We start from the raw sequence: 20,446 nt of genomic DNA, 5'->3' as shown, positions 1-20,446 counted from the left end.
GTGATCCCGCCACCGGCCACAACGTCCGTTACCGACCGGCAGGAACGGCCGCAGCCGTTCCCACTCCGCATCACTCAGATCACCCCGCCCCATGCCCACACCAACGACCCGCACACGAAGCAGTCACATGATCGACCGGACAAGTCCTAGTCGTCCTCGCGACCGGTGCCCGACGGGCCGCCGAAGAATCCTCCGCCGTTGTTGCCGCCGTTGTTGCCCTGGCCGTCGGCCGTGCTGACGTTGACCGCCGTGTTCGTGGGCACCTGCTGTCCCGGCTGCTGCTCCTGGACGAGAACGCGCGCGTTGTCGTCGTTCGGTCCCTGGACGTTGCCCAGTTGCAGACCGGAGCCCTGGAGGATCTGCTTGGCCTCGCCGAGCGTCTTGAAGCGCAGGTCGGGTACGGCGGTCATCTGCTGCTGCGGGCCCTTGGAGACGTCCAGGGTGACCGTGGCGCCCTTGTCGGCCTTGCTGTTGCCTTCCGGGTCCTGCTTGATGACCGTACCCGCGGGCTGGTCCGAGTCCACGTCGTTGCGTTCGACGCCGAAGCCGAGGCCTTCGAGCTGGTTCTTCGCCGCGTCGAACTGTCCGCCGACCACCGGGGCGACGGTGACCTGGGTCGTCTTCGCGATCTTCAGCGTGACCGTGGCGCCCTTCTCGGTCCTCGAACCGCCTTCCGGGTCCTGTTCGAGGACCGTGCCCGGGTCCTCGTCCGACTCGACCTGCTCGGTCTCGACGTTGAATTTGTCGCGCTCCAGTATGGAGGTCGCGTTGTCCACGTCCTTCTGGGTGACGTCCGGGACCTTGACCTGCGGCGCGCCCTCCGAGACGACGACCTGGATGGTCTCGCCCTGGTTCATCCGGCCCTCGGCCGGGTTCTGGCTGCAGATGGAGCCCTTGGGCACCTCGCACCGCTGCGAGCCCGACTGGGCGATCTTCACGCTCGCGTTGGCCGCGAGCGACTCGGCCTCCTTGAGCGGCTTGCCGATGAGCTGCGGGACCGCCACCTGGCTCGTGCCGCCGTCGTTGCCGAAGAACGCCTTGCCGATCAGTATCGCGCCGATCAGCACCAGGACGCCCGCGGCGACCAGCAGTATCGTCGAGGTGTTCGATTTCTTCTGCCGGCGCCGGTCCGGGCGGTCGTCGTATCCGCCGTAACCGCCGCCGTCGTCCGGGCTCATGGGCGGCAGCATCGTCGTCTGGCCGGCCGGGTCGTTCTGGCGCAGCGCGGTCGTCTGGCCGTCGTATCCGCCGTAACCGCCGCCGTAGCCCACCGAGCCCATGGCGGCCGTGGCCGCGACGGGCTGGCCGTCCAGGCAGGCCTCGATGTCGGCGCGCATCTCGTCGGCGGACTGGTAGCGGTAGTCCGGGTCCTTGACGAGGGCCTTGAGCACGATCGCGTCCATCTCGGGCGTGATCTCGGGGTCGAAGACGCTGGGTGTCTGCGGCTCTTCCCGTACGTGCTGATAGGCGACCGCGACCGGGGAGTCCCCGATGAAGGGCGGCCGGACCGTCAGCAGTTCGTAGAGCAGACAGCCGGTGGAGTAGAGGTCGGAGCGCGCGTCGACCTGCTCGCCCTTGGCCTGCTCGGGCGAGAGGTACTGGGCGGTGCCGATGACGGCGGAGGTCTGGGTCATCGTCATACCGGAGTCGCCCATGGCGCGGGCGATGCCGAAGTCCATCACCTTGACCTGGCCGGTGCGCGTCAGCATGACGTTGGCCGGCTTGATGTCGCGGTGGACGATCCCGTTGCGGTGCGAGTACTCCAGCGCCTGGAGGATGCCGATGGTCATCTCCAGCGTGCGCTCGGGCAGCAGGCGCCGTCCGGAGTGCAGCAGCTCGCGCAGGGTCGAACCGTCGACGTACTCCATCACGATGTACGGGATGGAGACCCCGTCGACGTAGTCCTCGCCGGTGTCGTAGACCGCGACGATCGCCGGGTGGTTGAGCGAGGCGGCCGACTGGGCCTCTCGGCGGAACCGGGCCTGGAAGGACGGGTCGCGGGCGAGATCGGCCCGCAGCGTCTTCACGGCGACGGTGCGGCCGAGCCGGGTGTCATGCGCGAGGTAGACCTCCGCCATGCCACCACGGCCGAGCACCGAGCCCAGCTCGTACCGGCCGCCGAGGCGACGCGGCTCTTCCATAACTGTTCCAGCCCTCTCCGTCAGTCCCGACCGCACCGGTGTGTGGTCCGGCGGTGTGCTGTTCGCGCCTACGCTACCGGGCACGCCGTATGTGATTGGCCCGTAACGGTGACCTGATATACGACCGGTATCGCAACGTGCGTTTATGGACGTGAGCCGTGACCGGCATCACCTCCTGCTGTCGATGACCGCCTTCATCACTGCCTTGGCGATAGGGGCGGCGAGACCGCCACCGGAGATGTCGTCGCGGTTGGCCTTGCTGTCCTCGACGACGACCGCGACGGCGACGGGGGAGCCGCTGTCCGTCTTGGCGTATGAGATGAACCACGCGTACGGGTTCTTGCTGTTGTTCTCGCCGTGCTGCGCGGTACCGGTCTTGCCACCGACCGTCACATTCGGGATCTGGGCGTTCTTGCCGGTGCCCTCGTTGACGACTGTCTCCATCATGCTCTGGAGCATCTGCGCGTGCTCCTGGCTGAGGGGGCGGCTCATCTCCTCGGGCTCGGTCTTGCTGAGCACGTCCAGGTTGGGGGCGCGCAACTGGTCGATCATGTACGGCTTCATCAGCTTGCCGTCATTGGCGACCGCCGCCGCGACCATGGCCATCTGGAGCGGGGTGGTACGGGTGTCGAACTGGCCGATGGAGGAGAGCGCGGTCTGCGAGGCGTTCATCTCCTCGGGGAAGAACGACGCGTTCGAGCGGACCGGGGTGAACTGCTCGGCGTTGAAACCGAACTTCTTCGCGGTCTCCAGCATCTTGTCCTTGCCGAGGTCGGAGCCCAGCTTGCCGAAGACGGTGTTGCAGGACCAGCGCAGCGCCTCGCGCAGGCTGGCGTTCTTGCAGGGGATGTTGCCCTCGTTCAGCAGATCGGTGGTCGTCCCCGGCATGGTCCAGGGCAGCGGCGAGTCCGTCTCCGCGTCGACGTCCGTGATCTTGCCGTGCTCCAGCGCGGCGGCGGCGGTGACCACCTTGAAGGTGGAGCCGGGCGGGTAGGTCTCGCGCAGCGCCCGGTTCTGCATCGGGTCGTCGGGGTTGTTCTTCTTGTCCAGGGCGACCCAGGCCTCGGTGTCCTTGTCGCTGTTGCCGGCGAACGTCGACGGGTCGTAGCTGGGGGTGGACGCGAGCGCCAGGATCTTGCCCGTCTGCGGGTCGAGGGCCGCCACGGCGCCCTTGGCGTCCCCGAGGCCCTTGTAGGCGGCCTTCTGGGCGGCGCCGCTGAGGGTGGTGACGACATCACCGCCCTTCTTCTTCTTGCCCGTGAACATGGCCATCGTGCGGTCGAAGAACAGCCGGTCGTCGTTGCCGGTGAGTATGCCGTCCTCGAGCTTCTCGATCTGGTTGGCGTCGAAGGCCTGGGAGGCGTAGCCGGTGACGGGCGCCCACATGGGGCCGTCCACGTAGGTGCGCTTGTAGGCGAAGTCGCTGTCGTCCGTCTTGACGGAGCCGGTGATGGCCTTTCCGTCGACGATGATGTTGCCGCGCTGGTTGCTGTAGCGCTCGATGAGCACACGGCGGTTGAACTCGTGCGAGTTCAGCTCGTCCGCGCGGACGTACTGGAGCCAGTTGTCCCGGATCAGCAGGGCGAGGACGAGAAGCCCGCAGAAGATCGCGATGCGTCGCAGGGGCTTGTTCACGGTCGGACCACCTGGGTCATCTCGGCGTCGGGTGACGGGGCGGGGGCCGGCGCGGGCCGGCGCGCGGTGTCGCTGATCCGGATCAGGATGCCGATCAGCGCCCAGTTGGCGAGCACGGAGGAGCCGCCGTACGCGACGAACGGCATGGTCATACCGGTCAGCGGGATGAGGCCCATGACGCCGCCCGCCACGACGAAGACCTGGATGGCGAAGGCTCCGGAGAGGCCGATGGCGAGGAGCTTGCCGAAGGGGTCGCGGGCGGCGAGGGCGGTCCGTACGCCCCGCTCCACGATCAGCCCGTAGATCAGCAGGAACGCCATCGTGCCGGCGAGGCCGAACTCCTCGCCCACCGTGGTGAGGATGAAGTCGGCGTTGGCGGCGAAGCCGATGAGGTCGGAGTTGCCCTGGCCGAGTCCGGTGCCGAGGGTGCCGCCGGAGCCGAAGGACAGCAGGGCGTCACCGATCTGCTGGCAGGCGCCGGTGGGGTCCGTCTGGTAGCACGAGAACGGGTCGAGCCAGGCGTTGACGCGGGACTGGACGTGCGGTTCGAAGGAGGCGACGCCGACGGCTCCCGCCACCGACATCAGCAGACCGAAGACGATCCAGCTCGTCCGCTCGGTGGCGACGTACAGCATGATCACGAAGAGGCCGAAGAACAGCAGCGAGGTGCCGAGGTCGGTCTCGAAGACCAGGATGAGGATCGACATCGCCCAGATGGCGAGGATCGGGCCCAGGTCACGGCCGCGGGGCAGGTACAGGCCCATGAAACGGCGGCTGGCGAGGGCCAGGGCATCGCGCTTCACCATCAGATAACCGGAGAAGAAGACCGCGATGATGATCTTCGCGAACTCACCGGGCTGGATGGTGAAGCCGCCGATGCTGATCCAGATCTTGGCGCCGTTCACGGCGGGGAAGAACATCGGCAGGATCAGCAGCACCAGAGCCACGGCCATGGAGATGTAGGTGTAGCGCTGGAGGATGCGGTGATCCTTCAGGATCACCAGTACGGCGACGAACAGCGCGATCGCGATGGCCGAGTACAGGAGTTGCTTGGGCGCGTCCGGGCTGTAGGAGCCGAAGAGCGCCTCCGCACGGCGGATCAGCCGCGGCGACTGGTCGAGCCGCCAGATCAGCACCAGCCCCAGCCCGTTGAGCAGGGTGGCCAGCGGCAGCAGCAGCGGGTCGGCGTACGGGGCGAACTTGCGCACCGCGAGATGGGCGACACCGGCGAGCAGGCCGAGGCCGAGCCCGTAGCCGAGCATCCCGGTCGGTACCTCGCCGTCGAGGGCGAGCCCCACGTTCAGATACGCGAACACCGGGATGACGACGGCGAAGGCGAGCAGCCCGAGCTCGGTGTTGCGGCGGCTCGGTGCCTCGATCGCGCCGATGGTGGTCGTGTTGGTGACAACGCTCATGGTGGTGAAAGGCCCCCTACGGCCGACTACTGCTGCTTCCCGCAGTTCGAGGCCACTTTCTGCTCCTCCTCCGAGAGGCTGGGGCCCGGAGTGGGAGTCGCGGCTTTCGGCTTGATGGTGGTGGTCCGGCCGGAGGTGTTCGTACCGGTCGTGCCGCCGGCCTGGCCTTCGCCGGTGACCACATTGGCCTCGCGGTCGGCCTGACGGCGCTGCTCGTCCTTCTTGCAGGCCGACGCCTGGGTGGCGAGTTCCTGGATCTTGCTGCGGCCGTTGGCGAGACTGCCCTCGGCGATGGTCGCCTCCACCTGCTTGCGCTGGTAGGGCGGGAGGTACTTGAGTTCGATCTCGGGGTGGTCCCTCTCGATCTCCGAGAGGGAGAGCCAGGCCAGATCCTGGCTGATGCCCCGGTAGAGCGCGACATGCTCCGCGTTGGCGCCCACGTAGTACTGGGTCTGGGTCCAGCGGTAGCCGCCGTAGAGACCGCCGCCGACGACGGCCAGGGCGAGCACGGAGTAGAAGGACCTCTTGAGCCACTTGCGGCCGCCGCGCGGCTTGGTGAAGTCGTCGTCGCTGTACGCGCCGAGGCCCCCCTCGGGGGGCATGCCGCCGTAGTCGGCGTCCTGGCCGCTGCCGGGCGGGCCGAAGCCGCCGCCCGCGGACTGCGGGGGTACGGCGCGGCCGAGGCCGGCCGCGCGGCCCGCGGGGGTCTGCATCGCGGCGGCGTTCTCCGCGGAGCTCAGCGGGAGCTGGTTCTCGGCGACCGCGCCGACGACGACCGGGGTGTCGTTGAGCTGCCCGGCCAGGGTGTCGTTGGACTCCACGTCCAGGACGTCGGCCACGATGCAGGTGATGTTGTCGGGGCCGCCGCCGCGCAGCGCGAGCTGGATGAGCGCCTGTACGGTCTCCTGCGGGCCCTGGTAGCTCGCGAGGGTCTCCTCCATCGTCTGGTGGGAGACAACGCCGGAGAGGCCGTCGGAGCAGATCAGATAGCGGTCGCCGGCGCGGACCTCACGGATGGAGAGATCCGGCTCGACATGGTCGCCGCTGCCCAGCGCGCGCATCAGCAGGGAGCGCTGCGGATGGGTGGTGGCCTCTTCCTCGGTGATGCGGCCCTCGTCGACCAGCCGCTGCACCCAGGTGTGGTCCTGGGTGATCTGGGTCAGCACGCCGTCGCGGAGCAGATAGGCGCGCGAGTCGCCGACATGGACCAGACCGAGCCGCTGGCCGGTCCAGAGGAGGGCGGTGAGCGTCGTCCCCATGCCTTCGAGCTGGGGGTCCTCCTCGACCATCTCCCTGAGCTGGTCGTTGGCGCGCTGGACCGCCGTGCCGAGCGAGGTGAGCAGGTCGGAGCCCGGCACGTCGTCGTCGAGCTGGACGAGGGTGGAGATCACCTCGGAGGACGCGACCTCACCGGCGGCCTGGCCGCCCATGCCGTCGGCGATGGCCAGCAGCCGGGGTCCGGCGTAGCCGGAGTCCTCGTTGCCCTCCCGGATCATGCCCTTGTGCGATCCGGCGGCGAAGCGCAGAGACAGACTCATGCGCACCTCGCCCGTCGGCTCGGGGTACAGCCGGTCTCGAGCCACACTGCCCACCCTCCGGTCGGGAGCCTGCTCCGGTCCGCTGTCCGGACCGTCGCGGCTCGCTCGCTCCGCTCGCTCATTGTCGTACTACTTCCGCAGCTCGATGACGGTCTTGCCGATGCGGATAGGAGCGCCCAGCGCGATCGGTGTCGGTGTCGTGAGCCGGGTCCGGTCGAGATACGTGCCGTTGGTGGACCCGAGGTCCTCCACGATCCACTGGCCGTCGCGGTCGGGGTAGATCCTGGCATGCCTGCTGGACGCGTAGTCGTCGTCCAGCACGATCGTCGAGTCGTGCGCGCGGCCCAGGGTGATGGTCTGCCCCTGGAGGGCCACGGTGGTACCGGTGAGACTGCCCTCGGAGACGACCAGCTTGGTGGGCGCGCCGCGGCGCTGCCTGCCCCCCTGCTGCTGGCGCTGCTGGGGCGGCGCCGCCGACTGGCGGGCCTGCTGCTGCGGCCGGGCGTCGCCGCTGCGGCGCGAGCCGCGCTGCGTGACGCGCGTTCCGAACAGATCGCTGCGGATGACCTGGACGGCCACGATCACGAACAGCCACAGAACGGCCAGAAAACCTAGCCGCATGACCGTCAGGGTCAGCTCTGACATTGCCCCCGCTTCACCCTTCGGCTTGCCTGTAAACGATGGTGGTGTTGCCCACGACGATCCGCGAGCCGTCGCGGAGCGTAGCGCGGGTGGTGTGCTGTCCGTCTACCACGATGCCGTTGGTGGACCCGAGGTCCTGGATCGTCGAGGGCGTACCGGTCCGGATCTCGCAGTGCCGGCGTGAGACGCCCGGGTCGTCGATCCGGACGTCGGCGTCGGTGCTGCGGCCCAGCACGAGCGTGGCGCGGGAGATCTGATGGCGTGTGCCGTTGATCTCGATCCACCGGCGCGCCTGGCCGTGCGACGGCGCGCCGGGACCGGCCCCGGGGGCGCGGCCCGCGGCGGGCGCGTGGCCGCCGGGCGGCGGCGCGGCCGGCATCGGGGGCGCGGCGGTGGGCGGGTAACCGTAGCCGCCGGGGGCGCGGCCCGCGGGCGAGGCGGGTGCCGAGGAGCCCGGGTAGCCGCCGCCGGGGCCGCCGAGCGGACCGGATCCGCCGGGACTCCCGGCGGGCGCCTGCGCCTGTGACGTACTCGACGCCAGCGTGCGGCTGCGTACCCGGTACAGACCGGTGTCGAGATCCTCGGCCTTCTCCAGATGGACCTTGATCGGGCCCATGAAGGTGTAGCGCTGCTGCTTCGCGTAGTCGCGGACCAGCCCGGACAGTTCGTCACCGAGCTGTCCGGAGTAGGGGCTGAGGCGCTCGTAGTCGGGCGCGCTCAGCTCCACGATGAAGTCATTGGGGACGACGGTCCGTTCACGATTCCAGATCGTCGCGTTGTTGTCGCACTCGCGCTGGAGGGCACCCGCGATCTCGACGGGCTGGACCTCGGACTTGAACACCTTCGCGAAGGTGCCGTTGACCAAACCTTCGAGACGCTGTTCGAAACGCTTCATGACTCCCATGGGGCACCTCCTCCGTCGTTGCCGTCCTGGTACTGCTTACTGATCGTATCCACGCGTCGGGAAATCGGCTGGTTCCCCTTGTCTGCCCCGTCGATGAGTGTCACCTCTCACACGGATCGTAGAGGCGGCCTCATGACAGTGTCCCGCACCCGGGGTGCTCCCAGGAGGAGTGGGGGGCGACCCCTGTTCGTTCCCTGTTCCAGGGCCGCGGTCCCCAAACAAACGGATGTGAACCCACCGTCTCCACCGTGCTAATCTTCTCGATGTCGCCAGGAGCGCACACCAGCAGGTGAGGCACCGGACGGCACACCCAATGCGCGGGTGGCGGAATAGGCAGACGCGCTGGATTCAGGTTCCAGTGCCCGAAAGGGCGTGGGGGTTCAACTCCCCCCTCGCGCACCACAGAACCCCCGCTCCGGATCTCTCCGGAGCGGGGGTTCTTCGTTGTGCCCGCGCGGTCCGCGGCCGCCCGCGGTTCCCGGTCCGGGCGTCCGGGGCCGGGGCGGGGAGGCCGGTGGGCGTCGCGCCGTGGCCGGGGGCCGTGACGTGTGAGGTGGATTACTTTTCGCGGGCCGTACGGGCGAGGCGCGGGCCGCCGTGCGGCGAGGCGCGGGGCGTACGGGCAGGGTGCGGGGCGTACGGGCGAGCTGCGGGCCGTGCGGCGAGGCGCGGGGCGTACGGGCGAGGAGCGGGGCGGACGCGGGTCGTAGGGGCGGGAAGTGAACGGGGGGAGGCCCGGCGGGTCGTCACCCGCCGGGCCTCCTGCGTGTCGCGTGTCCCGCGCGACCCCGCGTGCGGGCTCCCGCACGCGGGCGCTCAGGCGGCGTGGCGGGCGGCGAGGGCCTTGGCCTTCTGGGTGGCCTCCTCCTGGGCCTTGGTGCGGGACGCGTCGGCGAGCGGGATGAGTTCGGCCATCTCCGGCTTGGAGTGGGCGAGGGTCAGCTCCGGAACGATGAAGTCGATCTCGGTGGCGCCGAACATCCCGGTCAGCACCTTCTCCAGATAGTTCTGGACGAACTCGAAGTCCTCACGCGGGGTGCCGGGCGCGTACGAGCCGCCGCGGCTGGCGACGATCGTGAACGGGGTGCTGCCCACCGTGCTGTCGGGGCCCGCGTTGTGGCCGACGATGATCACCTGGTCCAGCCAGGCCTTCAGCGTGGACGAGATCGTGAAGTTGTACATCGGCGCGCCTATGAGGACGGCGTCCGCCTCGGCCAGCTCGGCGGCCAGTTCGGCGCGCAGGGCGTCTTCCGGACCCGCCGACACGGCGGCGATGTCCAGGTGCGGCAGCGGGGTGGCGGCCAGATCGCGGTAGACGACCTTGCCCTCCGGGTGCTGCTCCAGCCAGGACTTGACGAAGGTGGCGGTGATGTCGCGCGACGCGGAGCCTTCGGGGAAGACGGCGGAGTCGATGTGCAGAAGCGTGGCCATGACGTTCTCCATGAGGGGGTGGCGTGCCATACGGGATGGGTGAGTACGGAAGTTCCGTACGCACCTATGGATAACATAGTCGCTTACTTTTTTTCATCCCGGTTCGGGAAACCAGTACCCTGTGCGTATGGCGGACCACAGCGAGGACGCGTGCAAGAAGGTCGACGTGAGCATCACGCGGGTCTTCGAGCTGCTCGGCAAGCGGTGGTCGGGGCCGATCATTTCCGTGCTCATGGAGCGGCCGGCCTACTTCGCGGAGCTGCGGCGGGCGGTCCCCGGCATCAGTGAGCGCATGCTCTCGGACCGGCTGACCGAGCTGGGCGGGGCGGGGCTGGTCGTGCGTGAGGTGGACGAGGGACCGCCGCTGCGGGTCTCGTACCGGCTGACCGAGGCGGGGGCGGCGATGGAGCCCGCGCTGAAGGAGCTGCGGCTGTGGGCCGAGTCGAATCTCCGGGAGATTCCCGAGGACAGCTGCTAGCGCGGCGACGCCCGGCGTCCGGCTGTCTGCTTCCTGTTCCTGTTCCTGTCTCTGTTCCTGTTGCTGTTCCTGTTCCGGGGGCGGCCTTCTCGTTCTCCGGCGTCGGTCTCCTTCCCGACGAAGCCCTGGTGGGGGCGGGTGCGGAAGCCGGCTGCGGGAGTTGTCCACAGGGGGAGACGGCTGTCGCGGCCCGGCGGTACCGTCATATGCGGTTGATCTCACGCGGGTACGGCGGGCACGGCGAGTACGGGGGGAGGCGGCACGCCATGGGCGATGTCGAGTCGACGGGGGCATCCGGGAGCGGGCGTATCCCGGAGGTGCCGGGTTTCGCCACGCACGGGGCCACCGGCGCCGGGACCACCGGCTCCGGGGCCGGTGCGCGGGGGGCGGACGGGGCGCGGACGCCCAAGGAGCTGGGCAAGTCGCTGCGGGCCAGGGTGCCGCGGTCCTCGCACGACTCCGTCGTGTTCGCGGCGGGGCGGCCGGACGCGGTGCGGGCCGTGGAGGAGTCGAGCCGGGGCCGGGTGCCCGAGCTGGCGCCGCTCAGGGTCGGCCGGATGGCCGCCACCCCCTTCGCCTTTCTGCGCGGCGCCGCCGGACTGATGGCCCAGGATCTGGTGGGCACCCCGGTCACCGGGGTCGGCGCGCAGATCTGCGGTGACGCGCACGCGGCCAACTTCGGTCTGTACGGGGACGTGCGCGGCCGGCTCGTCATCGATCTCAACGACTTCGACGAGACCGTGTTCGGTCCCTGGGAGTGGGACGTCAAGCGGCTCGCCACCTCGCTGGTGCTGGCGGGCCGGGCGGCGGGCGCGGACGAGGACACCTGCCGGCGCGCGGCGTACGACGCGACGGGGGCCTACCGGCGCACGATGCGGCTGCTGGCGAAGCTTCCGGCGCTCGACGCCTGGAACGCGATCGCGGACGAGGAACTCGTCTCGCACGCGAACGCGCGTGATCTCGTCGGCACGCTGGAGCGGGTCTCGGAGAAGGCGCGCAACAACACGAGCGCGCGGTTCGCGGCCAGGTCGACCGAGGCGGTGCCCGACGGGAGCGGGGCTGTCGGCGTGGCCTCGCGGCGGCGGTTCGTGGACGCGCCGCCCGTCCTGCGGCGGGTGTCCGACGAGGAGGCCTGGGCGGTGGCCGCCTCGCTGGAGGAGTATCTCGGCACGCTCCCCGAGGACCGGCTGCCGCTGCTCGCGCGGTACGCGATCCACGATGTGGCGTTCCGGGTGGTCGGCACCGGAAGCGTCGGGACCCGGTCGTATGTGGTGCTGCTGCTCGACCACCGGGGCGAGCCGCTGGTGCTCCAGGTGAAGGAGGCGCGGGCCTCGGCCCTGCTGCCGCATCTCGCGGCCGTCGGGTTCGAGGAGCCCGAGGCGGCGCACGAGGGGCGCCGGGTGGTGCTCGGACAGAAGCGGATGCAGGTGGTGAGCGACAATCTGCTGGGGTGGACGACCGTGCTGGGCAGGCCCTTCCAGGTCCGGCAGTTCAGGAACCGCAAGGGGAGTGTCGACCCGGCGGCGCTGCCCGCCGACCAGATGGACGACTACGCGCGCATGACCGGCGCGCTGCTGGCCAGGGCGCACGCGCACAGCGTGGACCCGCGGCTGGTCGCCGGTTACTGCGGCAAGAACGAGGAGCTGGACGCGGCCGTGGCGGCCTTCGCCGTGGCGTACGCGGACCGCACGGAGGCGGACCACGCCGACCTGCTGACGGCCATAAGGAACGGGCGAATAGCGGCCGAGCTCGGCGTGTGACGCCCGGGGACGGGGCCAGGGCTCCGGCGGATCGCCCGTACGCTGGGCGGGTGATACAGGACGCCCCTGGGGAGCCGACGATCCGTAACGACGACGAACGGGATGTACGAGACGTGCCGGATGCGACGGAATCCGCGCTGGCGGCGGGCGGGAGCGACACGGCGGGAGAGCCGTCGGCCGGACCCGACCCGGCGGGGGCCGGGGACGCCGGGGCGGACCGGCCCGAGGCGCGGCTGGAGAAGGCCGTACGCGTCGCCGAGCAGGCGCTGATCGAGTTCGAGATCGCGCTGGAGACCTTCCGGATCGAGGTGGAGAACTTCTCCCGGCTGCACCACCAGCGGCTCGGTCCCATGTACGCGCGACTGGACGAGCTGGACGCGATGATCGCCGAGGCCCGTGCGGCCAGGAGCGGCGACCCGGAGGATCTGCGCAAGGCGCGGGAGGCCCGCGCGCTGGTGCAGCCGATGCCCGGCGTCGAGGAGCTGTTCCACGACTGGATGGACTCCGACGGTCTGTCGCCCGAGGCGGCGGCGATGCTGACGGAACAGTCCGTACGGCCCCCCAAGCGGGTCCGGCCGAGCGACGAGGCCCGCAAGCTCTACCGCGATCTGGTGCGCAGGGCCCACCCGGATCTCGCGCGGGACGACACCGAGCGCGCGCGGCGTGAGGAGTTCCTCACCCGGGTGAACGCCGCCTACGGGCTGGGGGACGAGCCGGTGCTGCGGGAGCTGGCCGAGGAGTGGGCCGCGGGGCCCGCGTCGAAGGCGCCGCCGCTGAGCGAGAGCGAGGAGCTGTACGCCCGGCTGGAGTGGCTGTCGCAGCGCAAGGAACTGCTGACGCTGGTCGCCAAGGAGCTGGAGGAGAGCGCGATCGGCGCGATGCTCAGGATGGCGCCCGACGACCCGGACCGGCTGCTGGAGGAGATCGCCGAGCAGTTGCTCGCGGAGGTCTCCGGGCGTGAGACGGAGCTCGCCAGGCTGGTGCAGTAGGTTTTTGGCAGGCTCACGGTCCCCGTCCCCGTACGAGAGAAGGCACCACCCATGAATTTCGCCTCGCTGCCCTCGGTCGATGTCGCGGCGGTGCCGTCCGACGGACTGGTGCTGGACGTCCGGGAGGACGACGAGTGGGCGGCCGGTCATGTCGAGGGCGCGGTACACGTGCCGATGAGTGACTTCGTGGCGCGCTTCGGCGAGGTGACCGAGGCGGTCGCCGGGGGCCGGAAGGCCTATGTGATGTGCCGGGTCGGTGGCCGCTCCGCCCAGGTCACCCAGTATCTGGTGCAGCAGGGTCTCGACGCGGTGAATGTGGACGGCGGGATGCTCGCCTGGGACGGTGCCGGGCGTCCGATGGTCACCGACAACGGGACCCCGGCCTTCGTGCTCTGAGACCCCCGGGCGCGGGGACACCGGCGGGGACACCGGTCGCGCGCGGGACCCCGCTCCGGGAGTCGGCCCGGGACCTGGTCCGGGCCCGTGCTCCCCGCGAGCCGGCCGGGGAAGCCCGTTCGCGACCTGAGCTCCGGGTCCGGCCCGTAGGGTGTCAACCCTCTGGGTGACTGACCAGGTGCCGGCGGGATCGGGGCGGGATGGATTCGTACGACGACAAGGGTGTGACCGCTGGGCCACGGCCCGGCGCCGGGATAGCCGGCCTCTCCCTGCCCGGCCAGTTGGCCGCGGCCGTGGCGCTCGCGATCGTCGCGCTCCTCGCCTGTGTCCATCTGGCCATGATCTTTCTGCATGTCGCCCCGTCCAACACGATCACCAAGCAGCACGGCAAGGCCGTCGACGCGTGGGTCTATCCCGAGTTCGAGCAGAACTGGAAGCTCTTCGCGCCCAATCCGCTCCAGCAGAACGTCGCCGTCGAGGTGCGGGCCGAGATATGGGACGACGACGGCACGCGGACGGTCACCGACTGGATCGATCTCTCCGCCGAGGACGGCGAGGCGATCCACGGGAATCCTCTCCCCAGCCATGTCGAGCAGAATGAACTGCGCCGCGCCTGGGACTTCTTCGTCGGATCGCACGACAACGAGAACCGCCCCAACGGGCTGCGCGGACAGCTCTCCGAGAGCTATGTCCGCCGCATCGTGATGCTGCGGCTCGAGGACCATGACCTGGGCGCTTCCGTGCAGCGGATCCAGCTCAGGTCCGCCGCCAGTACGGTCGCGCCGCCCAAGTGGAGCACCGAGAAGATCAATACGCGGCCGGCCTACCGGCTCTGTCCCTGGTGGACGGTGAACGCCGCCGATCTTCCGCTGGGCGTACGCAACGGCCGCACGGAGGCGGGGCAGTGAGCGAGCAGCCGGACGAGCGCCCGGACCGACGGCCCGACGGGCGGCCGGGCGGCCGAACGGACGGGCAGCCCGTCCCGCGAACGGCGAGCCGTCCGCTGTTCGCCGAGGGACGTGTCGCCGGCGCCGTCCAGCGCGTCACCGCCACCGCCCTCGGTCCGTACCAGAGCGCGATCGTCCGGATCGGGTTCGCCGGCACCTGGCTGCTGTTCCTCCTGTGGGAACTGCCCCACCGGCATGAGCTGTACGGGCCCGACGGCCCGTGGAGCTGGGACATGGCCCAGCAGCTCATCGCGCGCAACGGCGCCTTCACCGGGCTGATGTGGTCGGACAGCGTGCTGTGGTTCGAGATCGTCTTCGCCGTCGCCGTGCTGGCCAGCGTGCTGCTGATGCTCGGCTGGCGCACCCGCACCATGTCCGTGGTCTTCATGTTCGGTGTGCTCTCGCTCCAGAACCGCAGCATCTTCATGGGTGACGGCGGGGACAACATCATCCATCTGATGGCGATCTACCTGGTGCTGACCCGCTGCGGTCAGGTCTGGTCGCTGGACGCCAGGCGCGCGGCACGGACGGCGGCCCGCGACACGGCCGCTCAGGAAGCCGCACAAGAAGCCGCTCGGGGCGCCGTACCCGCAGGCGGGCACGAAGGCGGGGACGAAGGCGGGGACGAAAGCCGGCAGGAGGCGGCCGGGCACGTACGGGACCGGGTCGGACCGGCTCTCTGGGCCTTTCTCGGAGTGTTCCTACTCATCGGCACGGGGACGGACCGGATCCAGGTCGCCCCCTGGCTGCTGGTTCTCTTCTGGGGGATGTGGATCACCCAGGCTCTGTGGTGGGCGGCCAACCGCTATGCGCCCGGGGGTGAGCCCCGCGCCCTGCTGGATGTCCTCGCCAACCTCGTCCACAACGCCGCGCTCGTCGTGATCATGGCCGAGGTCTGTCTCGTGTACGCCACGGCGGGCTGGTACAAGATCCAGGGCTCGCGCTGGCAGGACGGCACCGCGCTCTACTACCCGCTCAAGCTGGACTACTTCGCGCCCTGGCCGGGGCTCTCCGATCTGCTCGCCTCCAGCGGTGTCATCGTGCTGCTGCTGACCTACGGCACGGTCTTCGTCCAGGTCGCCTTCCCGTTCGCGGTCTTCAACCGGCGCGTCAAGAACGTGCTGCTGGTCGCGATGATGCTGGAACACCTGGGCATCGCCGTCCTGCTCGGACTGCCGTTCTTCTCGCTCGCGATGATCGCCGCCGACGCGGTGTTCCTGCCGACGAACTTCCTGCGGTGGCTCGGCGGCCGGGTCACCCGGCTGCGGCACCGGCTGTTCCCCCAGGCCATGAAGAGGACCCTGCCGGAGCAGCGACGCGACAGCCAGGAGCAGCCCCGTACTCTCGTCGGGTGAGCACTGAGACAACGGCGGAGGCCGGCGGGACGACGGCGGAGGGCCGGGAGGCCGTCGCGGCGGACCGGGACGCACCGGCCGAGGCCCTGGAGCCGGTTCAGTACGACGAGGGCTTCGGTCCCGAGATCGGCGTCGGGCCGCATCCCGGGCCCTGGCCGCGTGACGAGCGGTACGACCCGGAGCTGCTGGCGGCCGGGGACCGGCGCAATGTCGTCGACCGCTACCGGTACTGGACGCGCGAGGCGGTCGTCGCCGATCTCGACACCCGGCGGCACGACTTCCATGTGGCGGTGGAGAACTGGGCCCACGACTTCAACATCGGCTCCGTGGTCCGTACCGCCAACGCCTTCCTCGCGAAGGAGATCCATATCGTGGGGCGCCGGCGCTGGAACCGGCGCGGCGCCATGGTCACCGACCGGTACCAGCATGTGCGCCATCACTCCGACGCCGCCGGGCTGACGGCGTGGGCGGCGGCGGAAGGGCTGCCGATCATCGGGATCGACAACCTTCCGGGGTCCGTCCCGCTGGAGCGGACGGAGCTGCCCCGCCGCTGTGTACTGCTCTTCGGGCAGGAGGGCCCCGGTCTGACCGAGGAGGCCCGTGAGCATGCCGCGATGGTGTGCTCGATCGCGCAGTTCGGCTCGACCCGCTCGATCAACGCGGGAGCCGCCGCGGCGATCGCCATGCACGCCTGGATCCAGCGGCACGCCGCCATCCCGGACGCCCCCGGACCGCCCGCCGTCTGACGGGCGGGCGGTCGTCGGAGCCGGCTCAGGCCTGGCGCCTGACCTCCACCACCCGGAAGCGGTTGGCCACGAACGCCGCGTCGCACAGCGCCGCGTTCGCCGCGGGGTTGCCCCCGGAACCGTGGAAGTCCGAGAAGGCCGCCGTCTGGTTCACATACACGCCACCCGTGAGATTCAGCGAGAGCTGCGCGGACTCCTCCAGACAGACCTCCTCGATCGCGCGCTCCGTCTCCGCCGAGGTGGTGTACGCGCCGACCGTCATCGCGCCCTTCTCGCGCACCGTGCGCCGCAGCAGCTCCAGCGCGTCGTCCGTCGAGTCCACGGCGACCGCGAAGGACACCGGGCCGAAGCACTCGGCGAGATACGGCACCTCGGCGTCGCCCTCGGTCCCGCTCTCCCAGGCCTTCTCCCAGGCCTTGCGGGCGCCGTCGGCCTTCACGATCGCGGGCGTACGGACCACGGCGTCCGGGAAGTCGGGGTGGACGATCTCGCGCGAGGCGAGGGCGAGGTCGCCGAGCGAGGCGGCCGCGTCGAGACGGGCCTTCACATCCGGGTTGACCAGCGCGCCCAGCAGTGCGTTGGCACGGGTGTCGTCGCCCAGCAGCCCGCTCACGGAGGCCGCGAGATCGGCCACCACCTCGTCGTACGACTTCTGGCCCGCGTCCGTCGTGATGCCGTCCCGGGGGATCAGCAGATTCTGCGGGGTGGTGCACATCTGGCCGCTGTAGAGCGACAGCGAGAACGCCAGATTGGAGAGCATGCCCCGGTAGTCGTCGGTGGAGTCGACGAGGACGGTGTTGACACCGGCCTTCTCCGTGTAGACCTGGGCCTGGCGGGCGTGGGTCTCCAGCCAGTCGCCGAACGCGGTCGATCCGGTGTAGTCGATGATCCGGACCTCCGGGCGCACGGCCAGCGATGCGGCGATGCCCTCGCCCGGCCGCTCCACGGCCAGCGCGACCAGATTCGGGTCGAACCCGGCCTCGGTGAGCACCTCACGGGCCACCCGGACCGTCAGCGCCAGTGGCAGCACCGCGCGCGGATGGGGCTTGACCAGCACGGGATTGCCGGTGACCAGGGAGGCGAACAGGCCCGGATAGCCGTTCCACGTCGGGAAGGTGTTGCAGCCGATCAGCAGCGAGATGCCGCGCGGGACGGCGGTGAAGGTCTTCCGCAGCTCCAGGGGGTCGCGCTTGCCCTGCGGCTTGGACCAGTCGGCGGCGTCCGGCGTCCGTGTCTGCTCCGCGTAGGCGTACGCCACGGCCTCCAGACCCCGGTCCTGGGCATGCGGCCCGCCCGCCTGGAACGCCATCAGGAAGGCCTGCCCGCTGGTGTGCATCACGGCCTGGGCGAACTCGTGCGTGCGGGCGCTGATCCGCGCCAGGATCTCCAGAGCGACCAGGGCGCGGGTCTCGGGGCCCGCCTCGCGCCAGTCGCCCATGCCCGCGCGCATGGCGGGCAGCAGGACGTCCGGGTCCACGTGCGGGTACTCGACCTCCAGCGCCGGGCCGTACGGCGAGACCTCGCCGCCCGTCCAGCCGTCCGTGCCCGGCTGGTCCAGCTCGAAGCGGGTGCCGCGCAGGGCCTGGAAGGCGGCGAGACCGTCGGCCGGCGCGCTCTCGCCGTACGCCTTGGGGTGCTCGGGGTGCGGGGACCAGTAGGCGCGGCTGCGGATCGCGTCAAGGGCCTGGTCGAGCGTGGACCGGTGCTTCTCTGAGAGCTGCTGGGGGCTGAGCTGGGCGGCCATGACGGACCCACTCCTCGGTCGGGCTGAGCATCAGGGGCTCGGACAGGGAACGGACAGGGACATGAGCTGACAGACAGAGTTAGAGTAACCGAACGATCGGTCGGGACAAGAGGGCCCGGCGAACCTGTGGACAACTCACCTGCGGAGTACCCATGGCCCTTTCGAGGCCCGCTCATACGGGAGGATTGCTTCCATGACAGCAATCGAGCCCGGCCGCGTCGTCGCGGTCGTCGGCACCGGCACGATGGGGCAGGGCATAGCCCAGGTGGCACTGGTCGCCGGCCATCCCGTACGGCTCTACGACGCCGTGCCGGGCCGTGCCGAGCAGGCCGCCGCCTCCCTCGCCGGACGACTCGACCGGCTGGTCGAGAAGGGCCGGCTCGACGCCGCGGCCCGTGACGCCGCGACGGCCCGGCTGCGTCCTGCCGGGGACCTCACCGAGCTGGCCGACGCGGCGCTGGTCGTCGAGGCCGTGCTGGAGCGGCTCTCGGTCAAACGGGAACTCTTCGCGGTCCTGGAGGACATCGTCGGCGACGACTGTCTGCTCGCCACGAACACCTCCTCCCTCTCCGTCACCGCCGTCGCCGGCGGACTGCGCCGCCCCGGCCGTCTGGTCGGGCTGCACTTCTTCAACCCCGCCCCCCTCCTGCCGCTCGTGGAGGTCGTCAGCGGTTCCGCGACGGACGAGTGGGCCGCCGAGTGCGCGTCCGGGACGGCGCGCGCCTGGGGCAAGACGCCGGTGCGCTGCGCGGACACCCCGGGGTTCATCGTCAACCGCGTCGCCCGCCCCTACTACGCCGAGGCGTTCCGGGTCTACGAGGAGGGAGCCGCGGACCCCGCCACCATCGACGCGGTGCTGCGTGAGTGCGGCGGCTTCCGGATGGGCCCCTTCGAGCTGACCGATCTGATCGGCCAGGACGTCAACGAGGCCGTCACCCGGTGCGTCTGGGAGTCCTTCTACCAGGACGTGCGGTTCACTCCCTCACTCGCTCAGCGCAGGCTGGTGGAGTCGGGGCGGCTGGGCCGCAAGTCGGGCCACGGCTGGTTCCCGTACGGCGAGGACGCCACGCCGGGTACCGGGGCACGGACGGCCGGGCCCGCACCGGCACCCGCATCCGTCACCGTGCAGGGTGGGCTCTTCGCCGCCGACGCGCTGCCCGGCCTGATCGAGGAGGCCGGTATCGAGGTCCTCCGTAAGGAGGACGCCGTCCCCGGCTGTCCGGGGTGGATCGAGCTGTCGGACGGTACGCGGCTGTTCCTCGCGGACGGTTCGGCCGCCGACAACGCCGAGATGCCCGTCATCCACTTCGATCTCGCGCTGGACTACCGGGCGGCGACACGGATCGCCCTCGCACCCGCCGCCGGGGTCGACGGGACGGCCCTGAGCGAGGCCGTCGGCCTCTTCCAGGCGCTCGGCAAGGACGTCAGCGTGATCGCCGACGTGCCGGGCATGATCGTGACCCGTACGGTCGCGATGCTCGTGGACTTCGCACTCGAGGCGGCGGCGCGCGGGGTGGCCGCCCCCGACGACATCGACACCGCGATGCGGCTGGGCGTCAACTACCCGCGCGGGCCCCTCGACTGGGGCACGGAACTCGGCGCGCGCTGGGTGCTCGAAGCGCTGGAGTCGTTGCACGAGGAGTACCCCACCGGCCGTTACGCCCCCTCCCAGGCACTGCGCCGCCTGGCCGCCGCACAGGAGGAGGACGCGTCATGACGACCGCCAGGCGCGACACCTACACACCCGAGACCCTGCTGACCGTCGCGGTCCGCGTCTTCAACGAACGCGGTTACGACGGCACGTCGATGGAGCATCTCTCCAAGGCCGCCGGGATCTCGAAGTCCTCCATATACCACCATGTCGTGGGCAAGGAGGAGCTGTTGCGCCGTGCCGTCAGCCGCGCGCTGGACGGGCTCTTCGGGATCCTCGACGAGGACGGCGCGGTCCAGGGGCGGGCCGTGGCGCGGGTGGAGTACGTGACCCGCCGTACGGTCGAGGTGCTGATGGCAGAACTGCCCTATGTGACGCTGCTGCTGCGGGTCAGGGGCAATACGCAGACCGAGCGCTGGGCGATGGAACGGCGGCGCGAGTTCGACCAGCGGGTCGCCGATCTGCTCAAGGCGGCCGCGGCGGACGGGGACCTGCGGGCCGATATGGACATCAGACTGGCGACCCGGCTGCTCTTCGGCATGGTCAACTCCCTGGTCGAGTGGTACCGGCCGCACGCGGCCGGCGGCCATGGCCGGGACGAGGTGGCCGAGGCGGTCGTACGGATGGCCTTCGACGGACTGCGCACGGACCCGGGGCGCGGCGCGTAGTCCTGT

At 70.4% G+C, this 20,446-nt stretch carries 17 protein-coding genes and 1 tRNA gene; 10 read left to right on the top strand and 8 right to left on the bottom strand.

The genetic code is table 11. The features are described 5' to 3' along the window. Positions 1–146 precede the first annotated feature (146 nt). The 6 genes from pknB to ACFYYH_RS24625 form a co-directional block, all read right to left on the bottom strand. Positions 147–2,141 (bottom strand): Stk1 family PASTA domain-containing Ser/Thr kinase, encoded by a 1,995-nt coding sequence (pknB, locus tag ACFYYH_RS24650; protein WP_388554862.1) that lies wholly within the window; start codon positions 2,139–2,141, stop codon positions 147–149. Between the two features lie 168 nt (positions 2,142–2,309). Beyond that, positions 2,310–3,776, bottom strand: coding sequence for a peptidoglycan D,D-transpeptidase FtsI family protein (locus tag ACFYYH_RS24645; protein WP_388554859.1), 1,467 nt, complete (start codon positions 3,774–3,776; stop codon positions 2,310–2,312). Then, positions 3,773–5,191 (bottom strand): FtsW/RodA/SpoVE family cell cycle protein, encoded by a 1,419-nt coding sequence (locus ACFYYH_RS24640; RefSeq protein ID WP_388554857.1) that lies wholly within the window; start codon positions 5,189–5,191, stop codon positions 3,773–3,775. The genes ACFYYH_RS24645 and ACFYYH_RS24640 overlap by 4 nt, the downstream gene beginning before the upstream one ends. 26 nt (positions 5,192–5,217) lie before the next feature. After that, complete coding sequence (locus ACFYYH_RS24635) at positions 5,218–6,729, bottom strand: Stp1/IreP family PP2C-type Ser/Thr phosphatase (protein ID WP_388554855.1); 1,512 nt, start codon at positions 6,727–6,729, stop codon at positions 5,218–5,220. Between the two features lie 129 nt (positions 6,730–6,858). Next, positions 6,859–7,374 carry an FHA domain-containing protein gene (locus ACFYYH_RS24630; RefSeq protein WP_388554852.1) on the bottom strand — a complete coding sequence of 172 codons (516 nt, stop codon included), beginning with the start codon at positions 7,372–7,374 and terminating at the stop codon, positions 6,859–6,861. Between the two features lie 10 nt (positions 7,375–7,384). Next, positions 7,385–8,275 (bottom strand): FhaA domain-containing protein, encoded by an 891-nt coding sequence (locus ACFYYH_RS24625; protein WP_388554850.1) that lies wholly within the window; start codon positions 8,273–8,275, stop codon positions 7,385–7,387. Between the two features lie 315 nt (positions 8,276–8,590). On the opposite strand from ACFYYH_RS24625, the gene ACFYYH_RS24620 reads away from it, so the two are divergent. Continuing rightward, positions 8,591–8,677: transfer RNA gene (locus tag ACFYYH_RS24620), tRNA-Leu, on the top strand. A 414-nt stretch (positions 8,678–9,091) separates the two neighbouring features. Here the strand turns inward: ACFYYH_RS24620 and ACFYYH_RS24615 are convergent. Continuing rightward, the gene (locus ACFYYH_RS24615) at positions 9,092–9,706 is read right to left on the bottom strand and encodes an FMN-dependent NADH-azoreductase (protein WP_388554900.1); all 615 of its coding nucleotides are present in this window, start codon (positions 9,704–9,706) and stop codon (positions 9,092–9,094) included. 127 nt (positions 9,707–9,833) lie between these two features. On the opposite strand from ACFYYH_RS24615, the gene ACFYYH_RS24610 reads away from it, so the two are divergent. The 7 genes from ACFYYH_RS24610 (at position 9,834) to ACFYYH_RS24580 (ending at position 16,377) form a co-directional block, all read left to right on the top strand. Further along, on the top strand, positions 9,834–10,184 hold the full coding sequence (locus tag ACFYYH_RS24610) for a winged helix-turn-helix transcriptional regulator (RefSeq protein WP_388554848.1): 351 nt from the start codon (positions 9,834–9,836) through the stop codon (positions 10,182–10,184). Positions 10,185–10,450: 266 nt separating this feature from the next. After that, positions 10,451–11,944 (top strand): DUF2252 domain-containing protein, encoded by a 1,494-nt coding sequence (locus ACFYYH_RS24605; protein ID WP_388554847.1) that lies wholly within the window; start codon positions 10,451–10,453, stop codon positions 11,942–11,944. Positions 11,945–11,994: 50 nt separating this feature from the next. Beyond that, positions 11,995–12,933, top strand: a complete 939-nt coding sequence (locus tag ACFYYH_RS24600) for a J domain-containing protein (protein WP_388554844.1) — start codon at positions 11,995–11,997, stop codon at positions 12,931–12,933. Positions 12,934–12,984: 51 nt separating this feature from the next. After that, a complete protein-coding gene (locus tag ACFYYH_RS24595) occupies positions 12,985–13,329 on the top strand; it encodes a rhodanese-like domain-containing protein (RefSeq protein WP_388554842.1) in 345 nt (114 codons plus the stop codon). Positions 13,330–13,529: 200 nt separating this feature from the next. Beyond that, entirely contained in the window at positions 13,530–14,237 is a 708-nt protein-coding gene (locus tag ACFYYH_RS24590; RefSeq protein ID WP_388554839.1) for a DUF5819 family protein, read from the top strand. A 95-nt stretch (positions 14,238–14,332) separates the two neighbouring features. Next, entirely contained in the window at positions 14,333–15,631 is a 1,299-nt protein-coding gene (locus ACFYYH_RS24585; protein WP_388554898.1) for an HTTM domain-containing protein, read from the top strand. 86 nt (positions 15,632–15,717) lie between these two features. Next, positions 15,718–16,377 carry a TrmH family RNA methyltransferase gene (locus tag ACFYYH_RS24580; RefSeq protein WP_388554895.1) on the top strand — a complete coding sequence of 220 codons (660 nt, stop codon included), beginning with the start codon at positions 15,718–15,720 and terminating at the stop codon, positions 16,375–16,377. 25 nt (positions 16,378–16,402) lie between these two features. On the opposite strand, the gene paaN is transcribed toward ACFYYH_RS24580, so the two are convergent. Beyond that, positions 16,403–18,121, bottom strand: coding sequence for a phenylacetic acid degradation protein PaaN (paaN, locus tag ACFYYH_RS24575; protein ID WP_388554836.1), 1,719 nt, complete (start codon positions 18,119–18,121; stop codon positions 16,403–16,405). A gap of 193 nt (positions 18,122–18,314) precedes the next feature. Between paaN and ACFYYH_RS24570 the strand changes: the two genes are divergently transcribed. Then, entirely contained in the window at positions 18,315–19,838 is a 1,524-nt protein-coding gene (locus tag ACFYYH_RS24570) for a 3-hydroxyacyl-CoA dehydrogenase (protein WP_388554833.1), read from the top strand. Then, positions 19,835–20,440 (top strand): TetR/AcrR family transcriptional regulator, encoded by a 606-nt coding sequence (locus tag ACFYYH_RS24565; RefSeq protein ID WP_388554830.1) that lies wholly within the window; start codon positions 19,835–19,837, stop codon positions 20,438–20,440. Before ACFYYH_RS24570 ends, ACFYYH_RS24565 begins: the two co-directional genes overlap by 4 nt. The last annotated feature ends 6 nt before the right edge of the window (positions 20,441–20,446 follow it).

The sequence above is a fragment of the Streptomyces sp. NPDC002018 genome (assembly GCF_042890865.1).
GTDB lineage: Bacteria > Actinomycetota > Actinomycetes > Streptomycetales > Streptomycetaceae > Streptomyces.
Note: the sequence above shows the minus strand (reverse complement) of the source record. Positions and strands in the feature narration are given on the sequence as shown.

Excerpts from the sequence above, each read along its gene's own strand:
- pknB (WP_388554862.1), bottom strand. The coding sequence starts at position 2,141 with ATGGAAGAGCCGCGTCGCCTCGGCGGCCGGTACGAGCTGGGCTCGGTG.
- ACFYYH_RS24640 (WP_388554857.1), bottom strand. The coding sequence starts at position 5,191 with ATGAGCGTTGTCACCAACACGACCACCATCGGCGCGATCGAGGCACCG.
- ACFYYH_RS24635 (WP_388554855.1), bottom strand. The coding sequence starts at position 6,729 with ATGAGTCTGTCTCTGCGCTTCGCCGCCGGATCGCACAAGGGCATGATC.
- ACFYYH_RS24630 (WP_388554852.1), bottom strand. The coding sequence starts at position 7,374 with ATGTCAGAGCTGACCCTGACGGTCATGCGGCTAGGTTTTCTGGCCGTT.
- ACFYYH_RS24625 (WP_388554850.1), bottom strand. The coding sequence starts at position 8,275 with ATGGGAGTCATGAAGCGTTTCGAACAGCGTCTCGAAGGTTTGGTCAAC.
- ACFYYH_RS24615 (WP_388554900.1), bottom strand. The coding sequence starts at position 9,706 with ATGGCCACGCTTCTGCACATCGACTCCGCCGTCTTCCCCGAAGGCTCC.
- ACFYYH_RS24610 (WP_388554848.1), top strand. The coding sequence starts at position 9,834 with ATGGCGGACCACAGCGAGGACGCGTGCAAGAAGGTCGACGTGAGCATC.
- ACFYYH_RS24605 (WP_388554847.1), top strand. The coding sequence starts at position 10,451 with ATGGGCGATGTCGAGTCGACGGGGGCATCCGGGAGCGGGCGTATCCCG.
- ACFYYH_RS24595 (WP_388554842.1), top strand. The coding sequence starts at position 12,985 with ATGAATTTCGCCTCGCTGCCCTCGGTCGATGTCGCGGCGGTGCCGTCC.
- ACFYYH_RS24590 (WP_388554839.1), top strand. The coding sequence starts at position 13,530 with ATGGATTCGTACGACGACAAGGGTGTGACCGCTGGGCCACGGCCCGGC.
- paaN (WP_388554836.1), bottom strand. The coding sequence starts at position 18,121 with ATGGCCGCCCAGCTCAGCCCCCAGCAGCTCTCAGAGAAGCACCGGTCC.
- ACFYYH_RS24570 (WP_388554833.1), top strand. The coding sequence starts at position 18,315 with ATGACAGCAATCGAGCCCGGCCGCGTCGTCGCGGTCGTCGGCACCGGC.
- ACFYYH_RS24565 (WP_388554830.1), top strand. The coding sequence starts at position 19,835 with ATGACGACCGCCAGGCGCGACACCTACACACCCGAGACCCTGCTGACC.